Origin of the sequence: Vibrio sp. GLN_1, assembly GCF_043106015.1 — a bacterium.
GTDB lineage: Bacteria > Pseudomonadota > Gammaproteobacteria > Enterobacterales > Vibrionaceae > Vibrio > Vibrio parahaemolyticus.
Window position 1 is genome coordinate 343018 of record NZ_JBICMD010000035.1, and the last position, 18898, is coordinate 361915.

An 18898-nucleotide genomic window follows, 5' to 3' on the forward strand; every position below is an offset into this window, starting at 1 on the left:
ATGATGAGCTTATTAGATGTCAAAGATCTGCGTGTCGAATTTACCACCCAAGATGGTATCGTAACCGCAGTAAACGATTTGAACTTTTCTCTGAAGCAGGGCGAAACTCTCGGTATCGTGGGTGAATCTGGTTCAGGTAAATCACAAACTGTATTCGCAATCATGGGTCTACTGGCGAAAAACGGCAAGATCTCAGGCAGTGCGAAATTTGAAGGTCGAGAAATTCTTAACCTTCCAGAAAAAGAGCTGAACAAAGTTCGTGCAGAACAGATCGCGATGATTTTCCAAGATCCGATGACCTCGCTAAACCCATACATGAAAGTGAGCGATCAGCTGATGGAAGTGCTAATGCTGCACAAAGGCATGGGTAAAGCAGAAGCGTTTGAAGAATCAGTACGTATGCTGGAAGCAGTAAAAATCCCTGAAGCACGTAAGCGTATTACCATGTATCCGCACGAGTTCTCTGGCGGTATGCGTCAGCGTGTAATGATTGCGATGGCGCTATTGTGCCGTCCTAAACTGCTGATTGCGGATGAACCAACCACGGCACTAGACGTAACGGTTCAAGCGCAGATCATGGACTTGTTGAACGAGCTGAAATCCGAGTTCAACACGGCAATCATTATGATCACCCACGACCTAGGTGTTGTTGCTGGTTCATGTGACAAAGTGCTTGTGATGTACGCAGGTCGTACGATGGAGTACGGCAACGTAAACGAAATTTTCTACAACCCAAGCCACCCTTATGCGGAAGGTCTGTTAAAGGCGATCCCTCGTTTGGATACAGAAGGCGAAATTCTGCCAACCATTCCTGGCAATCCACCAAACTTGCTGCGTCTACCACCGGGCTGCCCTTACCAAGAGCGTTGTCATCGTGTGATGGACCGCTGTAAGCGTGAAGCACCAATCTTGACTCCATTTGGTGATGGTCGTCAGCGTGCATGTTTTTCTGAATGGGAGGCTTGGAACAAATGAGCGCAGATAAAAAGTTAATTCTGGATGTATCTGATCTGAAAGTTCACTTCAGCATCGCATCAAAATCAGCGTGGCCTTGGTCAAAACCTTCCAGCCTAAAAGCGGTAGATGGCGTAAATGTGCGCCTCTACGAAGGGGAGACGCTTGGCGTAGTAGGTGAGTCAGGTTGTGGTAAATCGACCTTCGCACGTGCCATCATTGGACTTGTTGAAGCGACCGATGGCGAAGTGGTTTGGTTAGGCCAAGACCTCACAAAAATGAAAGATGTACAGCGCCGTGAAACGCGTAAAGAAATCCAGATGATTTTTCAAGATCCTTTGGCTTCTCTTAACCCACGTATGACGGTTGGCGACATCATCGCTGAGCCGCTAGAAACGTTCTATCCAGAACTGTCTAAGCAAGAAGTGAAAGACCGTGTTAAAGAGATGATGGCGAAAGTTGGTCTATTGCCAAACGTAATCAACCGTTACCCGCACGAATTCTCAGGAGGTCAGTGTCAGCGTATCGGTATCGCACGCGCACTTATCCTTAAGCCAAAAATGATCATCTGTGACGAACCAGTTTCGGCGCTAGACGTATCGATTCAGGCTCAAGTCGTTAACCTTCTAAAAGAGCTGCAAAAAGAGCTAGGACTTTCTTTGGTGTTTATCGCGCATGATTTGTCAGTGGTGAAACATATTTCTGATCGTGTTCTCGTGATGTATTTGGGTAACGCGGTAGAGTTAGGCGAAGCGGATGCGCTATTTGCAGACCCTAAGCACCCTTATACGCGTGCGCTGATGTCGGCGGTTCCAATCCCAGACCCAGAGTTAGAACGCAATAAAACCATCCAAATGTTGGAAGGGGATCTGCCATCACCAATCAATCCTCCTTCAGGTTGTGTGTTCCGTACTCGTTGCCCTCAAGCGACAGAAGAGTGTGCAAAAACCAAACCTACGATTGAAGGTACAGACATTCACGCGGTTTCTTGTATTCACGTGAGCGTGTAACCACCAAATGTTAGGTTAAGTAAATTCAGCCTGTGACGGGCTTAAGCGCGATTCCTTTTACTAGGGTCGCGCTTTTTTTATGCTCACTTTCTTTGAACACGAATTTCAATGCTCATTCGAATTTCTTGAACAAGATGTCCTAAGCGTGATGATTTTCTGTTTCTTATGAATCTCTAATATAAAGGGAGACATAAGAAATAGGAGAGCAATCATGGGTAAGTTGGTCGAAGGCGTATGGCACGATGTGTGGTATGACACAAAAGCGAATGGCGGGAAGTTCGTTCGTGAAGACGCTGGATTTCGTGACTGGATTAAAAATGATTCAGAGGCGGTATTCCAACCAGAATCTGGCCGTTACCATTTGTACGTTTCTCTCGCGTGTCCTTGGGCACATCGAACGCTTATCTTCCGTAAGTTGAAAGGTCTAGAGCCACACATTGATGTGACGGTTGTTTGCCCTGATATGCTCAGTCAAGGTTGGCAAATGGGTTTACCCGAGCCGCTGTTTGGTCATACACGTATGCACCAAATCTACACTCAAGCGAAACCCGACTACACAGGGCGTGTTACGGTGCCAGTTTTATGGGACAAAAAGACCAACACCATCGTGTCGAATGAATCGTCAGAGATCATTCGTATGTTTAACTCCGCATTTAACGATCTCACGGGCAATCATGACGATTATTATCCCGAGCCACTACGCGGTGTGATTGATGAATGGAATGATTACATCTATCCAAACGTGAATAATGGGGTGTACCGTTGCGGTTTTGCTACTTCACAAGAAGCGTATGAAGAGGCTTTTGAATCATTGTTTTCGGCCTTAGATAAAATTGATGCCCATCTGGCGACCCATCGCTATCTAGCAGGCAATAAAATTACGGAAGCCGATTGGCGTTTGTTCACCACGTTAGTGCGTTTTGATGCCGTGTACGTTGGGCACTTCAAGTGTAATAAACAACGCATTGCCGATTACGTCAATATTCAGGGTTATCTGAAAGAGCTGTATCAGATTGACGGTATCGCCGATACCACCGATTTCTATCATATTAAGCGCCATTATTACTTCAGTCACACAGGGATTAATCCAACGCAAGTGGTGCCTAAAGGGCCTGATTTAGACTTTAGTTCTCCTCACCAAAGAGAAATGATCGGTTAGTTTGTAACGGTTCATCCAATACAAAAGCCCTTAACGACGAACTGCGTTGTTAAGGGCTTTTATTTACGCTAAGTACTGGGAGATAGAGGGGCAATTTTTAAATATATGCTCGCTTTATTTAGCGCGAACGATGTCCATCACCAACTTACCGTCAACCTTTACTGGACCATCTTCTTTGGCTCCGAGTGAATACTCAAATACGCCCGTCTTCATTCCACCTTTTTCTCCGTGGACCATTAGCATCAGCATGTCACCAGACTCAACCGGTTCCATCAAAATTGCATTCACGTTCTCATTTTGTCCCATTTTAAGCGGAGCATAGCCGATAACGGGGCCTGGCTTCATCGATTCATCTGTTCGATGTACAACCATCCAGCCGTTTTCGTCAGCATGAGCCATTTTTGCCGTTACCGTGCCCGCGGACATATCTTGATCTGCGCCTTCAATACTTGGAGAGGAAAAACTAAATGCAGAAAAACTGAACAGACATGCAGCTAAACCAAACTTTAGAAATGAGTTGTTGATGGAGTTGTTCATATGTATTCCTTACTTATGTGTGAGATTGCGTAATTGCATTCCATCTTCGTTACGTAGTTTCTCGTAAGAAAGTTCAGATGATATGAAAATAATGCCGATAAATTGAACGGGAGAGGGAAAATCGCTCCGTATTATTGAGCTCTGGTGATAGTTAAAAGCCAGGACAAGACTCGCTGGTAAGGCAGGAACGGTGGCCAGTTTCAGATTATCTTCTTGTCGTCACAGCTTCTTACCAATATTCAAATAAACTAATGATATGACAACTGCTTTTTAACGGGGTGATGCATGGATATCAACGAGTTTGCGACTGGCGAGCATCTTATCTGGAATCTGCTTATTGCCTTGCTATTGGGTGCGATTATCGGGACACAGCGCGGCTGGGTGATGCGAAATAATGTTGAAGGTAGTCGTGTTGCTGGTATTCGTACGTTCTCTCTTGTTGGGTTACTTGGTGGTCTTGTCGCGATTCTTGCGGATCTCTATTCTCCTTTATTGCTTGGTTTTGCCTTGATTGCGTTGGTGATATTGGCGTGTATCGCGTTTATCATGCAGCAGAAGAAGAGTCGCGATATCAGTATTACTGGCGTGGTTAGCTTGTTGGTGACGTTTGTGTTGGGCAGTTTAGCGGTGTCGGGAGAAGCGGTGCTTGCGGCATCTGCAGCTGTGATTACCGCAGTGGTGCTCGACAACAAACGAGAACTTCACCAAGCGCTGCAAAAATTACAGGAATACGAGCTGGATGCAGCGCTCCGGTTGCTGATTATCTCCATCGTGTTATTGCCGCTTCTTCCAAATCAATCCTATGGCCCTTGGAACGCTCTTAACCCTTACGAAATTTGGTGGATGGTCGTATTGATTGCCAGTATTTCGTTTGTGGGCTATTTCGCAATCAAAATCGGTGGGGCGAAACGTGGCATATTGTTCACCTCCATTTTTGCAGGTTTAAGTTCTTCGACGGCGTTAACGCTGCAGTTTTCCCATCTTTCTCGGGAGCAAGCCAATATCAGCCCATTGCTCGCCAGTGGCATACTCTTGAGTTGCGGCACCATGTTTCCTCGGCTGTTGATTATTCTGTTTGTGATTAATCCTCAACTTGTCTCGTTACTATGGCCGATTGTGATGGCCATGATGGCGGCGCTGTATTTGCCTGCTTGGTGGATATGGCGGAGGAGTGAAGTGGAACAGATCGAACAATCGAACAAACAGAGCAACCCACTCGCACTGCAATCGGCGCTGTTTTTTGGGATGATGCTGGCGGTGATTATGCTGCTGTCACATGCGCTAGCTGAGTGGTTCGGTAATGCAGGTGTCTTAATTTTATCGGCCCTTTCAGGGATTACGGATGTAGACGCGATTTCCTTGGCGCTCGGTCGTCAGAGCATCCAAATATTGAGCGTAACCACAGCCGCGCTGGGTATCTTAATTGCCGCATCGGTCAATACCATTGTTAAGATGAGTATGGTTGTCGCGATAGGAGACAAAAAATTATGGCTTAGGGTCGCGCCTGTGATGGTGGGATGTGTTGCCGTTGGGGCACTGATGTTCTTTGTCTTGTATTGAGTATCTGTTTTCTAAACCGTGTGTCTTGAACAACAAAAAAGCCCTCGACGAATCGAGGGCTTTGACTATTCATTCAAGCAAAGAAAAGAATTACTTCTGTTCTTGAGTTGCTTGGATTGCTGTTAGAGCGATGGTGTACACGATATCGTCTACTAGCGCGCCACGAGACAAGTCGTTTACTGGCTTGCGCATACCTTGCAGCATTGGACCGATAGATACTAGGTCTGCTGAACGTTGTACCGCTTTGTAAGTCGTGTTACCAGTGTTTAGGTCTGGGAATACGAATACTGTCGCTTTACCTGCAACTGGAGAGTTTGGTGCTTTAGAAGCAGCAACGTTTTCCATGATCGCAGCGTCGTACTGTAGAGGACCGTCGATGATAAGATCAGGACGTTTCTCTTGAGCCAGTTTTGTTGCTTCACGTACTTTATCAACGTCTGCACCCTTACCAGATTCACCAGTAGAGTAAGAGATCATTGCAACGCGTGGTTCGATACCGAATGCTGCTGCAGAGTCAGCAGATTGGATAGCGATTTCAGCAAGCTGTTCAGCTGTTGGATCTGGGTTGATTGCACAGTCACCGTATACCAGTACTTGATCAGGCAGAAGCATGAAGAATACTGAAGATACGATAGACGCGTTTGGTGCAGTCTTGATGATTTGGAACGGAGGAACGATAGTGTTCGCCGTAGTGTGAACAGCACCAGAAACTAGACCGTCAACTTCGTTGTTCTCAAGCATCATTGTGCCAAGGAATACTGAATCTTGTAGTTTCTCACGAGCTACAACTTCAGTCATACCTTTCGCGCCACGTAGCTCAACTAGACGAGCAACGTAGTTTTCGCGAATAGCATCAGCGTCGATGATTTGAACGCCAGCACCTAGCTCAACACCTTGCTGCGCTGCAACGCGTTTGATTTCTGCTGGGTTACCTAGAAGCACACATTCTGCAATGCCGCGCTCTGCACAGATAGCCGCTGCTTTCACTGTACGTGGCTCATCACCTTCAGGAAGAACGATGCGCTTACCTGCTTTACGAGCAAGTTCAGTTAGCTGGTAACGGAACGCTGGTGGGCTTAGACGACGAGATTTTTGAGTACCTTCCGTCATTGACTCGATCCAGTTACCGTCGATGTGACCAGCAACGTGCTCGTTAATGAACTCGATACGCTCTTTGTCGTCTGCAGGTACTTCAATGCTGAAGCTCTGTAGGTTTAGAGAAGTCTGCCAAGTGTTACCTTGTGCTTTGAAGATAGGTAGACCAGTTTCGAATGCTGGCTTACATAGACCTTCGATCTCACGTGGGATGTCGTAACCGCCAGTTAGCAGTACAGCACCGATATCAACGCCGTTCATTGCCGCTAGAGAAGCTGCAACGATTACGTCTGGACGGTCTGCAGAAGTAACAAGTAGAGAACCTGGTTTGAAGTGCTCAATCATGTTTGGAAGAGAACGTGCACAGAACGTGATGCTCTTGATGCGACGAGTGTTGATGTCACCTTCGTTGATGATATCTGCTTTCAGGTGCTTCGCCATGTCGATTGCACGAGTAGCAATAAGATCGATGCTCCATGGCACGCAACCTAGTACACGAATTGGAGAAGTGTTGAAGATTTCCATCACTTTCATTTCGTTTTGCTTCGCGCTATCTGCATCGTCAAAGATTTCAGATAGGTCAGGGCGAGTACGGCCAGCTTCGTCAACAGGTGCGTTTAGCTTGTTGATGATAACGCCAGAGATGTTTTTGTTCTTAGTACCGCCGAAGTTAGAACATGCTACTTCGATGCGCTCTTTAAGTTGAGCTGGGTTATCAGTGCCTGGAGTAGCCACTAGAACAATTTCTGCGCCAAGTGTTGCTGCGATTTCAGCGTTCACTTGGTTAGCGAATGGGTGCTTACGAGTTGGTACTAGACCTTCGATAAGTGTTACATCCGCATCTTTATTGATTTGGTTGTAACGCTCAACAACAGTTTCTAGTAGCTCGTCCATGTTGTCGTTACCGATTAGGCTCTCAGCAACAGACATCGCCATAGGTTCACCGATCTTCATATCGCTGTTGTGGCCAACGATAGTAGAAGTCAGATCAGGTTGATCACCACCAGAACGTGGTTGAGAAATTGGTTTGTAGAAAGAAACCTTAACGCCTTTGCGCTCCATTGCGCGAAGAACACCCATGCTTACGCTAGTTAGACCAACACCAGCACTTGCAGGGATAAGCATAATAGTACGAGACATTCGTAGAGTACCTTTAGCTATTGGGGGATAAAAGCTCAACTCTTATTCCATGACGCTCGAAGAATAGGAGTTGAGCCCCTAAGAAATTCGTTGGATGAAAATCTGGCTAGCCAAGTGGCTAGCCAGAAAATTCAATTAAAGACCTGCTAGACGTGCAGTGTCTTCAGCAATAACTAGCTCTTCGTTAGTAGAGATAACCATTGCAGGGATACGGCTGTTTTCAGTAGTGATAACGCCTTCGCCGCCGAAACGAGCTTTAAGGTTAGCTTCGCTGTCTACTTCGATACCGAAGATACCTAGACGGTTTAGAACCATTTCACGGATAGGTGCAGAGTTTTCGCCGATGCCGCCAGTGAAAGTGATTGCGTCTAGACGACCATCTAGAGTTGCAGTGTAACCAGCAACGTACTTAGCTAGACGGTGACAGAACACGTCCATTGCACGAGTTGCTTCTTCTTTCTCACCGTAGTTGTCTTCAACGAAACGACAGTCAGAAGTCACTTCAGTTAGACCTTGAAGGCCAGACTCTTTAGTTAGCATTGTGTTGATTTTCTCAACAGAGTAACCAAGTGTGTCGTGCAGGTGGAAGATGATCGCAGGGTCGATGTCACCACAACGAGTACCCATTACTAGACCTTCAAGTGGCGTTAGACCCATTGAAGTATCTACAGATTGACCGTTCTTAACTGCACATACAGAAGCACCGTTACCTAGGTGACAGTTGATGATGTTTACTTCTTCAACTGGTTTGTTTAGTAGGCCTGCAACTTCACGAGTGATGAATAGGTGTGAAGTACCGTGCATGCCGTAACGACGGATACCGTGCTCTTTGTATAGGTTGTATGGAAGAGCGTATAGGTAAGACTCTTCAGGCATTGTTTGGTGGAAAGCAGTATCGAACACAGCAACGTTTTTAAGTGCTGGGAAAGATTTTTGAGCTGCTTTGATACCGATGATGTGTGCAGGGTTGTGAAGTGGTGCTAGAGTTGCACAGTCTTCGATACCTTTTAGTACGTCGTCAGTGATAAGTGCAGACTGAGTGAATTGCTCGCCGCCGTGTACTACACGGTGACCGATAGCAGCTAGGTTCTCAGAAAGCTCTGGCTTAGAAGCAAGAATAGTTTCTACCATGAACGCTAGTGCTTCTTCGTGTGCTGCACCGTTACCAAGTTGAGCTTCGTGTTTGCCATCAAGTTTCCACTTGATACGTGCTTCAGGAAGGTGAAGACATTCAGCAAGACCTGATAGATGCTCTTCGCCGTTCTCGGCATCAACAACAGCAAATTTAAGAGAAGAACTACCGCAGTTTAAAACTAAAACTAGCTTAGACATGTGTGACTACCTGTTATTCGTCTGATCAAAATCAGTTAAAGGATGAAAAATTAATCACAAGAATAGCCGATACCAGCAATGCTGCGTACTAATCTTGGTCAAAAATCGTTCTAATTCCATATAAAGAAATAGTGATGAACCCATCCATCACTATGATGCGATCCGTGCAGATAGATATCTCGGAGTTGCTTAAATTGTAAATAACAGCAACAATGAGATTGAGGGTCTGCAAAGGATAGCGATAATAGGCAATGATAACAAAAAAAATTTGAAAGAATATTAACTTTCATCAATTTTTTGCACCTTCAGTTGAAATGTTCAACTATTTTTTAGTGAGAGAGCGGTATGAGTAATAAAGTCGGATTGATCCATAGCCTGAAAGACGGCCAAAGTTACATGGAGATCTGGCCAGTTCGTAAAGAGCTGGGTGCCATATTTCCTGAGCAACGTATTATCAAAGCGACTCGTTTTGGCATTAAAGTCATGCCAGCTGTCGCTGCTATCAGTGTTCTCACTCAAATGGCGTTCAACAATTACAACGCGTTACCTCAATCTATCGTCGTAGCCCTGTTTGCTATAAGCTTGCCTTTGCAAGGTATCTGGTGGCTCGGTGCTCGCTCAAACACCAAACTACCGCCATCATTGGCTTCTTGGTATCGCGAACTTCATCAAAAAATCGTGGAAACAGGCTTTGCCTTAGAGCCAGTTAAAGCGCGACCTCGTTATAAAGAGCTCGCAATAATTTTAAATCGTGCTTTCCGCCAGCTTGATAAATCCTCACTAGAGCGCTGGTTCTAACTCATTTTAGCGTTCAACAATTTTTAAATGGAGTGTGCAATTGCCACTCCATTTTTTGTTTTGTCATCCTCATCGCGCAGTATGCGCAGTGGGGTTAAGCCTTTAGCCCGCAACCATCCTCTAGCTACGTTTGAGTGCATTACATTGTTGCGTAATAGAATGCGATCTTGCGATCACAAATGTTGCCTTAGTGTTAAATGTTTCTTTTCTTTACTAAGACTTAGTAGTAATAATAAAAATAAGATGCACAAGAAGTGCACAGATACGCAAACACAACATTACGCCTTCTCACATTTGATCTCATGAGTATCCACATATTGCTGAAGCTCGTGAAACAAGGACGAAGACACATCAAGGAGTTATGATGAAAACGAAACGTTTATTAGCCACTGCCGTTCTATCCGCTACTGCTATTCTTTCTTCCACCCATGTATTTGCTAATACCGCAACAGTTGCGGTTTCTCAGATCGTTGAGCATCCAGCTTTGGATGCCACTCGCCAAGGTTTGCTAGATGGATTGAAAGCAAAAGGGTATGAAGAGGGTAAAAACTTAGAATTCGACTACAAAACAGCACAAGGTAACCCTGCAATTGCGGTGCAAATTGCGCGTCAATACGTGGGAGAAAGCCCAGACGTGCTAGTCGGTATTGCAACGCCGTCAGCGCAGGCACTGGTTTCTGCGACTCGTACTATTCCTGTTGTGTTTACTGCGGTGACTGACCCGGTAGGAGCCAAGTTGGTTAAATCGATGAAGCAGCCGGGCAAAAACGTAACAGGTTTATCAGACCTGTCTCCAGTGGCTCAGCACGTGGAGCTCATTCAAGAAATCCTTCCTCAAGTCAAAAGTATTGGTGTCGTCTTCAACCCTGGCGAGGCGAATGCGGTGACGCTGGTTAATCTTCTAAAAGAAAGTGCAGAGGCGAAAGGCATTAAAGTGGTGGAAGCCACTGCTTTGAAAAGTGCCGATGTTCAATCTGCTACGCAAGCCATCGCAGCAAAATCAGACATCCTTTACGCGCCTACGGATAACACTGTAGCGAGTGCGATCGAAGGCATGATTGTTGCGGCGAACCAAGCGAAAAAGCCAGTCTTTGGCGGTGCAACATCTTATGTTGAAAAAGGTGCGATTGCCGGACTTGGTTTTGACTACTACCAAGTCGGTGTGCAAACGGCAGATTACGTAGCAGCCATACTTGATGGTCAAGAGCCAGGAAAGCTGGATGTAAAAGTCGCAACGGGTTCTGATTTGGTCATCAATGAGAGCGCCGCTTCTAAGTTGGGCATTCAACTGCCGAGTTCTGTTGTTCAACGTGCGACTAGCATGCAGTAAATCACTTATCTTGAGGTAAGGACTCTTTCTCTCAGGCCCATTTGTCTCAGCATGAAAATGGGCTCGTAAATCGTAAGTTTATGAGAGCAAGTTTTTTCTGAGCGGATTGCTCTCTTTACCTCGACCTAAGTTGAAAGTTGTAACTTCAGATCGCTGCTAGCGATCTGAACATGCAGAAAGGAGCAGTTATGTCTGCATTTGCTTTTTTTGGCGCGCTTGAGATCGGCTTGATTTATGGCTTGGTTGCTTTGGGCGTCTATCTTACGTTTCGTGTTCTTGATTTTCCTGACTTAAGTGTAGATGGCAGTTTCCCTATGGGAGCTGCGGTTGCTGCGACAGCTATCGTTGCAGGCATCAACCCTTGGATTGCAACCGGTATGGCGATTATCGCTGGTGGCATGACAGGCTGGGTCACCGCATTTCTCGCTGTACGCTGTGGAATTTTGCATCTCTTAGCGTCCATCCTCACTATGATTGCCGCGTTTTCTATCAACATTCGCATCATGGGCAAACCCAATATGGCTCTTTTGGGTGAAGACACCATTCTCACTCCTTTTGAATCGATGGGCGATGCGATGTTTATTCGTCCGTTGGTCGTAGGCGTACTGGTTCTCATCTCTGCCTTTTTGGTGGTGCGATTGCTAAATAGCGACTTCGGCTTGGGCCTTCGAGCGACGGGTGTGAATGGCCGAATGGTGTCTGCGCAAGGCGCAAGCACAGGGTTCTACACCTATTTTTGTTTGGCGCTGTCGAATGGATTTGTTGGCTTCGCTGGTGCGCTATTTGCGCAAACCAACAGCTTTGCTGACGTAACATCAGGCGTTGGTACCATCGTGGTCGGCTTGGCTGCGGTTATTTTGGGTCAAACGCTCATTCCAGGTCGCAAAATTTGGGTTGCCGTTTGCGCCGTTATTTTGGGCTCGGTGTTGTATCGACTAGCCGTCGCTTTTGCGTTGAGTTCTGGCATGTTTGGCCTTCAGGCCTCGGATCTCAACCTCGTGACCGCAGTGTTGGTTGCGGTAGCGCTCATTGCGCCTAAGCTCAAGCAAAGTATGAAAGCCAAACAACGCGTAACGACTGCGAAACAAGCGGCATCTAAAAATGGTTCTGGGGAGGCGTTATGATTGAACTTAACAACATCCAAGTGACGTTCAACCCTGGTACGATTTTGGAAAATCGCGCGTTGAAAGGGGTATCGTTAGAGGTACCAGAGCACCAATTTCTAACCGTAATCGGGTCTAACGGTGCGGGTAAATCGACATTGCTCGGAGCGGTGACGGGTGAGACACCGATGATTGGTGGTCAAGTGATCATTGATGGCAAAGACGTCACCAAGCAGACGGTTGCCCAGCGCGCTACTCAATGTGCACGAGTGTTTCAGGACCCGTTAGCAGGAACGTGTGGTGAGCTAACCATTGAAGAAAACATGGCTCTAGCGTACATGCGAGGTAAAAAACGTGGCTGGGGGCTGGCGCTGTCTGCCAAACGCCGCAAGTTGTTCCAAGAACGCATCAGTATTTTGGGTTTAGGTTTGGAAGACCGATTGGGTGACAGTATTGGTTTGTTGTCTGGTGGACAACGACAAGCCGTGAGCCTGGTGATGGCGACGTTATCGGAGAGTAAGTTATTGCTGCTTGATGAACATACGGCCGCGCTTGACCCGCGTATGGCGGCTTTTGTCATCGATTTAACCAAGCGTATCGTCAATGAGTTTGATCTGACGGTGATGATGGTAACGCACTCGATGAAAGACGCGCTCGCTTGTGGTGACAGAACCGTCATGCTCCACCAAGGAGAAATCGTTCTGGATGTCGCTGGAGAGCAGCGCGCCAATATGCAAGTACCTGACTTACTAGACATGTTCTCTAAAGTTCGAGGCGAAGAACTTTCGGATGACAGTTTATTACTCAATTAAATAGCATGTCTGATTCGTTACGCGTTTCTTCGACATAGTCAGAGCCGCGACTACGCCTACCAAGTGTGATCCTCCTTGAGAAAATAGGTAAAACACCGAATTTCCAAGGAGGATTTTTTATCTCTCATTCTTTAATAAAATAGTGGCATATCCACCTATTAAAGAGTGCTTATTATGTCTTTGCCATTTCTCTTTCATAGCCAGACGGTTGATGGTTTAGCCTTCGATGGTAAACGCGTGAAGGTCTGTCTAAAAACAGAAGCGTTAACATTTGATGCTGTTTATGCGCGTATTGAGCCAGACAACGAAGAATACCTTGTCGCCATGGTGCAATGCGGCAGAGTTGGAGAGTTACTGCTGTGGGAAGTATCGTTCGAGCCGAATAGAGATCGAGACATCACCCACTATGTATTTAAAGTCGTTAGAAATGGTCAGCAATATTGGCTAGACGCACGTGGAGTGCAAAAACGTATTCCGCCCAAAGAATTTCATTTCAAATTGAATGTAAACCATCAACCGCCAAAGTGGGTTCAAGAACAAGTTTTCTATCAGATTTTTCCTGATCGTTTTGCCGCGAGTCAAAGTGAGTCTGCGATTCGTGAAGCGTACTGCGAGTACGATCCTGATGCTGTGATTAAAACGTGGGGAGAACCAGTAGGGAATCACCAAAACTCTGGGGCACGTGAGTTCTTCGGTGGTGATCTAAAAGGCGTTGAGCAAAAGCTTGGATACCTTGAACAATTGGGTGTGACCGCACTGTACTTCAATCCGATTTTTTCCTCGCCAAGTAACCATAAGTACGACACCACGGATTATTTCACGATTGATCCTATGCTCGGCACTAATGAGCATTTTGCGTCATTGTGCGAAAAAATCCGCAGCAAAAACATGAAGATCGTATTGGATGCAGTCTTTAACCATACTTCTGTGCATCACCCTTGGTTTGATATTCAGCAGAAAGGGAAAGGCGCGTACGGGAATCCTCAATCCGATTTTCGCGACTATTACTTCTTTGATGGGGAGAGTAATCACTATATTGGCTGGAAAGGTATCGACAATCTGCCGGTATTGAATTTTGAGAATCACGAAGTCAGAGAATATATCTACCAAGGTGAGGCGTCGGTTATCAAACATTGGCTGAAGCCACCATATTCCGTGGATGGCTGGCGTTTTGATGTCATTCATATGCTAGGTGAAGGGGAGGGGGCGAAAAACAACGCTCACTACGTGAAAGCATTTCGCCAAGCGACCAAATCCGTTAATCCGAATGCTTATGTGTTAGGTGAGCATTTTTTTGAAGCGACTCAATGGCTGCAAGGGGAGCAAGAAGACGGCGCGATGAACTACTACGGTTTTGCCCACCCTGTTCGAGCGTTTATCGCGCATCAAGACATCACGTACGACCCAATCGATATAGATGGTTTTGAATTCAAAGCGTGGTTGGATGAATCCAGAGCAAAAGTTCCTTTTGCCAATCAGCTCTCACAACTCAATCAACTTGATAGCCATGACACGGCGCGTTTTCTCACCTTGGTGAATGGGGATGAGAAAAAAATGCAAATCGCGTTGGCCTTACTCATGACTTATGTCGGCGCACCATGCATTTATTATGGTAGTGAAGTCGGTCTTGAGGGAAGCTTTGACCCGGATAACAGACGTTGTTTCCCTTGGCATTTAGTTCAGGGTTCTCCTTGGCTCCAACTGTACCAACAGTGGATTGAAATTCGCAAACAGTTCAAAGCCTTACAATCTGGTAGCATGCAATGGCTGTATTGTGACGAAAGGGCATTTGCTTATGCAAGACAGCTTGGTGAAGAGACGATCATTGTTGCAGTCAATATTGGTCTACAAGAAAGCACGATTGACCTACCATTGTGGCAGTTAGGCTTGAATGCGAAACACTTGCATCAATTATTAGATAAATGTGAAATAATTGATTATGAAGGTCATGTTTCTGTCAATATGGCAGCATTAAGTATCAATTTGTGGCAAGTGAAGTGACACCGCATTCTATATTTATTAAAATTTGTGAATATGTTCATTAATAACTATAAACAGCCTCTTTAAGCCGATGCATATGAGAGGCGAACACTTAAACAATGGTACTCAATGGTTAACCAAAGGCGATTTAGCCTCTCATTTGTTGTTTTCTTTCCTTTAGTTCTATTCATTGTGGTAATGCTCGTTACTACAAAAAACTACTACGATGCAGTCAATCGCTATATTGATACTGAATATTCGCGTATCGATAGAGCGTTAACTCGTGGTATCAAAGTCTTAACTGCACTGGACTACAGCTTTACCAACTATTCAAACTTCGCGAACCCTCTTTCTGAAGAGCATAACTCTATTGTGAAAGGCGACATCTGCTATATATGGCCGATTGATGTTTTGCTATTGGAGAACGTTTACAGCGATGGCCTGCCAGCGGTTGATGTTGACTACATGATCGTCGGCGAAAAAAGTTTGTGTCAGGCAGGGACGAAAATCAACAAACTTGCAGAACAAAAAGCAGGCTTTGCCCCTTCTTTGTCCTTCCTTCATGATATTGAATCCCACATTGTTGGTATCCATTACATCGATAAACGTGGTTATGTGATTTCGTCGCCCGATAAGTACGCGAAGAATTTTACTAAAGAGCTTTGGTCAACGTTAAAGGCGAGGCCATTCTGGCAAAAAACCGCGCAAGATAAGGTCAACATTACATTGGCTGGGCCTGGGCCGATGCTTGATTCCATGGAAGGGCAAATCATCAGTTTAACAGTGCCAATTTATGAAAAAGGCGTCCACCAAGGGGTGCTCTCGATTGATTTTGATGTCGATGCGCTGCTCACGACTTCTGAAAACCTTGTCGGGAAGCTGCACTTAGTTTCCAATTTCCAAACGATTCCTGAAGATGCCGTGCGGATCAAGCCCATTGAAAAAGAGCGCTTGAGTGCCAATCACAGTATTTATTACGAATATAACTTATGGAGCGAGATTAAGAATTTAACGTTCTTTGAAAAGTACAGCACTATGGTCGCGGTCTTTATTTACGTGTTGAGTACCGTAGTACTGTTTTATGTCAACATGCACACCGAACGTCGCTACTTTAAAGATCTTGCTGCAAGAGACCCAATGACAGGGCTGCTCAACCGCAGAGGAATGCAGGCCGTTTGGCGTAATAAAATGACGAAGAAGAACGTGGCATTGGCTGTGTTCGATATCGATAGCTTTAAGACTATCAATGATACTTACGGCCATGATGTAGGTGACTCTGCGATTCAACTGGTCGCGAAGTGCATCCGAGACAACATTCGTCACAGTGACGTCGCATCTCGCTTTGGTGGCGAAGAGTTTATTCTCGCGATATACGATGAAGATATTGAAGGGATGAAGCACATTCTCGAACGAGTCAAAAAAGCGATTGATGAACGATCACGACGAGTCACGAAGAATGGGTTTACCGTATCTGGCGGTGTGGTCTTTAGCTCTGCAAGCAAAGCAGAAAGCTTTGATGAACTGTTCAAGGCGGCTGATGAGAAGCTCTATGAAGCGAAAAGTACCGGAAAGAACAAGATTTGTTATTAGTTCGAGGCGCGCTTGCTAGAAGGCAGTCTGACAAATAGCTAAAAGGGCGATAATATCGCCCTTTTAGCTATTTGTCGTTCAACCATCACGCACAATTCGTGCATGTGGAGTGCTTAAGCCACTTGGCTTTGACGCGATTGGAGTTCATCGCGGTAGCGCTGGATGTGCTCAACAATCGGTGCTGCTTTATTAAATGTTCGGATTTCGCGGAATAATTCGTTAGCTTCTGGGTAAGATTGGCGAAGGTAAGCGAACCATTGCTTCACGCGGTTTGGATAGTACAAACCTTTATCACCCTTCATTTCAAACTTTGAGTAGTAGATCAGCAGGTCGACCACATCAGACCAAACCATTGGCGTGTGGTTGTGTTTTACCATGTTACCTAGGTTAGGAATGTTGAACGCACCACGGCACACCATCAGAGAGTCGACACCAGTGGTTTCAATGCAGCGTTGACCATCTTCGAAATTCCAGATTTCACCATTGGCAATCAAAGGGATGGAGAATCGCTCGCGAATTTTATTGATGTATTCCCACTTGATTTCAGATGCTTTATAACCGCCTTGCTTAGTACGTGCGTGAACGGTCAGTTCATTCGCTCCCGCAGATTGAATCGCATCCACGATTTCAAAACAGTCTTCAGGGTTTTCCCAGCCCAGACGAATTTTTGCGGAGACAGGGATATTCGCAGGCACTGCGTTACGGCATGCTTTTACCACGCTATGAATCAACTCAGGATGCTGCAATAGCGCCGCACCTCCTTTGCTTTTGTTGACCATTTTTGCTGGGCAACCAAAATTTAGGTCGATGCCGCGCGCGCCAAGCTCTGCTGCTCGGATTGCGTTTTCCGCCATCCAGTGAGGCTCTTGGCCTAGTAGTTGAACATGTACAGGCACACCAGAAGTGGTCTGAGAGCCTTGCATAAGCTCCGGACATAAGCGATGAAAGACATGGTCTGGCAGGACTTGATCGATCACTCGAACGAACTCTGTCACACACAGATCATAGTCGTTTATTTCGGTCAGGATTTGGCGCATCAAATGGTCTAAAACGCCTTCCATTGGGCCTAATACAACTCGCATAGTTTGCCTAATACAGTTTGGTGATAAAAAGGAGGGCGATTGTAGCGATGTCGGCTAAGTTTGTCATTAAAAGACTCGGCGCTGGTGCCAACTGGCATCTCACTTGTATTGGAGTATAATGCCGCCAAATTCATGGGAAACCAGATGTCATGCAATACACTTTGATTGAAAAAGGTGAAGTTCAACTTGATGAATCTTCGCTGTTTATTGAAGGTGCGGTACTTGCCGCAAACCTAACCACAAAACCTTTGGCGCCAGAGGCCTGGCTTGAGCCGCTATTTGGTGAAGGTTTTAAATCGATTCAGCCAGCGGTCGAAGAGCAAATTCACAAGCAACATAACCGTATTTTACGTAATGAGTATTCAGCTCTAGAGCTAACTGAAAAAGATCCTGAGCAGTTAGCCGATTTTGCTGAAGGTTTCATGTCGGTTTGGCCTTTGATTGAAGAGCAGTGGCAAGAGGTTGAGTTAAATGATGGTTTACAACGCATGTTGCAAGCGCTGCTTACCACAATGATGCTAGCCATTGATGAAGAGTCTACTCAGCAACATATGCGTGACGCGGGCATTGAAACGCCGCCAGCGCTAATAGACCTTGTTGATCAACTTGATTTGATGTTAGTTGAAGTCGCATTGGGTGCAGATGAACTAATGGTCGGCAATAAATCTCAGAGCTTAAACCCATTTAAAGATGTGGGGCGTAACGATCCATGCCCTTGTGAGAGCGGTAAAAAGTTCAAGCAATGTTGTGGTAAGTAACACTATAAAAGCGAGTTACTGAATCGAACCCAATAAAAAGCCGACCCTAAGGTCGGCTTTTTATTATCTATATTTTTATACGCCTTAACGAATTGGATTCTTACGTTTCACCGGAAAGAACTGTGCAATCACGATCAACGCCAAAGCAACCAAGTTACCAGCGAAGATAACTACCAACCATTGTGGCATCGATAAGTCGAAGAACTGCCAAACAATTTTTGAACAATCGCCATACGCTTCAAACATCCAAGGAACCCATTGGTTTAACGGAGCCCAACTTGGGAAGGTGACAAAAAGATCACAAGTTGCAAATGGTGATGGATTGAACTGGTAATCAACATGCTGCATTGCAAGCATCAATCCTTTGTACGAGCTTAATCCCCAACCAATAAGCCCTAACCAGCGGAATAGTGCGTTGTTCGGTGCGATAAGTCCAATGATAGCTGCACCGCCAATACCCATCATTGCCACACGCTCATAAATACACATTACGCACGGGGCAAGCATCATTACGTGTTGGAAGTAGAGTGCGCAGGCTTCAAAAAATATGATGAACAAAAGAAGAAGCAACCACGATAAGCGTCCCTTCGAAAACTGGTTAAGTGATGAAAAAATAGTCACGGTTTCAATCCTGTCTGAAATAGAAAAAAGCTCTGAA

General features: G+C 45.6%; 16 protein-coding genes. 11 read left to right on the forward strand and 5 right to left on the reverse strand.

What is annotated here, in order from left to right; all coding sequences use genetic code 11:
• Positions 1–3 precede the first annotated feature (3 nt).
• From ACF8OV_RS16755 to ACF8OV_RS16765, 3 genes are all read left to right on the forward strand, one after another.
• Positions 4–975 (forward strand): ABC transporter ATP-binding protein, encoded by a 972-nt coding sequence (locus tag ACF8OV_RS16755; RefSeq protein WP_015297053.1) that lies wholly within the window; start codon positions 4–6, stop codon positions 973–975.
• A complete protein-coding gene (gene oppF, locus ACF8OV_RS16760) occupies positions 972–1964 on the forward strand; it encodes a murein tripeptide/oligopeptide ABC transporter ATP binding protein OppF (protein ID WP_017447834.1) in 993 nt (330 codons plus the stop codon). Before ACF8OV_RS16755 ends, oppF begins: the two co-directional genes overlap by 4 nt.
• Positions 1965–2175: 211 nt before the next feature.
• Positions 2176–3123, forward strand: a complete 948-nt coding sequence (locus ACF8OV_RS16765) for a glutathione S-transferase family protein (protein ID WP_005494511.1) — start codon at positions 2176–2178, stop codon at positions 3121–3123.
• Positions 3124–3237: 114 nt separating this feature from the next.
• Here the strand turns inward: ACF8OV_RS16765 and ACF8OV_RS16770 are convergent, their stop codons facing one another.
• A complete protein-coding gene (locus tag ACF8OV_RS16770) occupies positions 3238–3660 on the reverse strand; it encodes a hypothetical protein (RefSeq protein ID WP_017447836.1) in 423 nt (140 codons plus the stop codon).
• Positions 3661–3945: 285 nt separating this feature from the next.
• Here ACF8OV_RS16770 and ACF8OV_RS16775 point away from each other — a divergent pair, with 285 nt between their 5' ends.
• A complete protein-coding gene (locus ACF8OV_RS16775; protein ID WP_140201515.1) occupies positions 3946–5220 on the forward strand; it encodes an MgtC/SapB family protein in 1275 nt (424 codons plus the stop codon).
• A 90-nt stretch (positions 5221–5310) separates the two neighbouring features.
• Here ACF8OV_RS16775 and pta read toward each other — a convergent pair whose 3' ends face one another.
• On the reverse strand, positions 5311–7455 hold the full coding sequence (gene pta / locus ACF8OV_RS16780) for a phosphate acetyltransferase (protein WP_005461502.1): 2145 nt from the start codon (positions 7453–7455) through the stop codon (positions 5311–5313).
• Between the two features lie 135 nt (positions 7456–7590).
• Positions 7591–8787, reverse strand: coding sequence for an acetate kinase (locus ACF8OV_RS16785; RefSeq protein ID WP_005461478.1), 1197 nt, complete (start codon positions 8785–8787; stop codon positions 7591–7593).
• A 345-nt stretch (positions 8788–9132) separates the two neighbouring features.
• On the opposite strand from ACF8OV_RS16785, the gene yfbV reads away from it, so the two are divergent.
• The 6 genes from yfbV (at position 9133) to ACF8OV_RS16815 (ending at position 16400) form a co-directional block, all read left to right on the forward strand.
• Positions 9133–9585, forward strand: coding sequence for a terminus macrodomain insulation protein YfbV (gene yfbV, locus ACF8OV_RS16790; RefSeq protein ID WP_005461479.1), 453 nt, complete (start codon positions 9133–9135; stop codon positions 9583–9585).
• 364 nt (positions 9586–9949) lie between these two features.
• Positions 9950–10915 (forward strand): ABC transporter substrate-binding protein, encoded by a 966-nt coding sequence (locus tag ACF8OV_RS16795; protein ID WP_005461481.1) that lies wholly within the window; start codon positions 9950–9952, stop codon positions 10913–10915.
• A 188-nt stretch (positions 10916–11103) separates the two neighbouring features.
• On the forward strand, positions 11104–12039 hold the full coding sequence (locus tag ACF8OV_RS16800; protein ID WP_005461508.1) for an ABC transporter permease: 936 nt from the start codon (positions 11104–11106) through the stop codon (positions 12037–12039).
• Positions 12036–12830, forward strand: coding sequence for an ABC transporter ATP-binding protein (locus tag ACF8OV_RS16805; RefSeq protein ID WP_005482418.1), 795 nt, complete (start codon positions 12036–12038; stop codon positions 12828–12830). Before ACF8OV_RS16800 ends, ACF8OV_RS16805 begins: the two co-directional genes overlap by 4 nt.
• Positions 12831–13004: 174 nt before the next feature.
• The gene (malZ, locus tag ACF8OV_RS16810; RefSeq protein WP_141179978.1) at positions 13005–14831 is read left to right on the forward strand and encodes a maltodextrin glucosidase; all 1827 of its coding nucleotides are present in this window, start codon (positions 13005–13007) and stop codon (positions 14829–14831) included.
• A gap of 108 nt (positions 14832–14939) precedes the next feature.
• The gene (locus ACF8OV_RS16815; protein ID WP_138937591.1) at positions 14940–16400 is read left to right on the forward strand and encodes a sensor domain-containing diguanylate cyclase; all 1461 of its coding nucleotides are present in this window, start codon (positions 14940–14942) and stop codon (positions 16398–16400) included.
• 113 nt (positions 16401–16513) lie between these two features.
• Here ACF8OV_RS16815 and dusC read toward each other — a convergent pair whose 3' ends face one another.
• Complete coding sequence (gene dusC, locus ACF8OV_RS16820; RefSeq protein ID WP_392404387.1) at positions 16514–17482, reverse strand: tRNA dihydrouridine(16) synthase DusC; 969 nt, start codon at positions 17480–17482, stop codon at positions 16514–16516.
• A 149-nt stretch (positions 17483–17631) separates the two neighbouring features.
• Between dusC and ACF8OV_RS16825 the strand changes: the two genes are divergently transcribed.
• Positions 17632–18240: an SEC-C metal-binding domain-containing protein gene (locus ACF8OV_RS16825; protein ID WP_025518631.1), complete on the forward strand. Its 609-nt coding sequence runs from the start codon at positions 17632–17634 to the stop codon at positions 18238–18240.
• A gap of 84 nt (positions 18241–18324) precedes the next feature.
• Here ACF8OV_RS16825 and dsbB read toward each other — a convergent pair whose 3' ends face one another.
• On the reverse strand, positions 18325–18861 hold the full coding sequence (dsbB, locus tag ACF8OV_RS16830; protein WP_017448352.1) for a disulfide bond formation protein DsbB: 537 nt from the start codon (positions 18859–18861) through the stop codon (positions 18325–18327).
• Positions 18862–18898: the final 37 nt, after the last annotated feature.